This window comes from Methanoregula sp. (assembly GCF_002835825.1).
Classification (GTDB): Archaea; Halobacteriota; Methanomicrobia; order Methanomicrobiales; family Methanospirillaceae; genus Methanoregula.
In genome coordinates, this window is record NZ_PIZH01000640.1 from 1 (window position 1) to 1194 (window position 1194).

The following is a 1194-nucleotide window of genomic DNA, read 5'->3' on the forward strand; positions in this document are numbered from 1 at the left end:
GATTTGGCTGATATTTTTGCAGGATTTTTAAAAAAAATTGTATTCGCTATCTTTATCGTGTAATTTCTCAGTGCAGAAAAATCCGCACCTCCCCCGTTACAGCCCGCCCTCCGGCTTCGGCATCTTGGGCAGCAGGTAACGGAAGTGCCAGCAGATGAGACCAATGATGACACTGACCAGCACAGAGAACCACCCGAACTCGCCCAGCATTGCACCACCCGCCACGGTTGTTGCAGTAAGGATAGGGAAAAAGTGCTGGATGAAATAATTGTCAACGCCATGGAGGATCACGGCCGGCCAGATGCTGCCGGACCGGAGCCGGATCCAGGCAAAGAGCGTGGAGCCGCCGATCATGGCAAGGAAGAACACGACCATCGAGTACACGAGCCCGCCCGATCCCTGGTATCCCCCGGCGAGCATGACCGGCACATGCCAGCAGAACCAGATGAACGCCGAGATGACGGCAAGCGTAGTAAAGTCCGCAAACCTGCCAAGCTCCGGGACAAGAAGGCCCCGCCACCCCAGTTCCTCGCCCGTTGCCGAGACAATGTTTGAGCAGATTGCGATCAGGACCGCTTCAAGCGCTGGCAGGGCGAGCATGGCTGCTGCCTTCTCCGGCAAGAATGGTGCGATCCCGGTAATCCACCCGGTCCCGAACATCACGAGCCCGTACGCGATGGGGATGAGGGCTGCAAGGAGCCACCAGCGAAGACTGCCGATCGTAAACCCGAAGCCGTCCAGGTTCCGCTGGAAATACAGCCGGGTCGCGATCGCGGCAACCGCCGGGCACCACATCAGGAGAAAGACCGAGTGCCGGAGGAGGCCGGAGTCCACCGCGAACTGCGGCTTTGCCATGATCAAATACCAGAAGATTGACGAGAGCGCGAACGTGAGGACGAGGTACGCACAGACAACCCGTTTCGGGTCTGTTGTCAAAGGGGTATGGGCCGGTTCAGCCATATACCTGAATGTGTGAAGGATCATTATATAATATCGGGAATATGGTGCGAAACGATGAGGCGTACGTGCGCAGGAACGACAATGAACTCCCTGATGCTTGTTTCCTCATTGTTTTTTCTTCATTGGCGTTCGTGGTTTCCGGATTGTCAAGAAAATATACGAATGGATGTTCCCTGTGAGATCCGGGTATGCCTTGCGGGAAACCGGAAGGTACCTGGGGGGAGGGCAGGGAAT

The 1194-nt window shown here is 56.0% G+C and carries 1 protein-coding gene; it reads right to left on the reverse strand.

The annotated features are described in order from the left end of the window. Nucleotides 1-96: 96 nt before the first annotated feature. Entirely contained in the window at nt 97-960 is an 864-nt protein-coding gene (locus tag CW742_RS14040; protein WP_292421445.1) for a type II CAAX endopeptidase family protein, read from the reverse strand. Nucleotides 961-1194 lie beyond the last annotated feature (234 nt).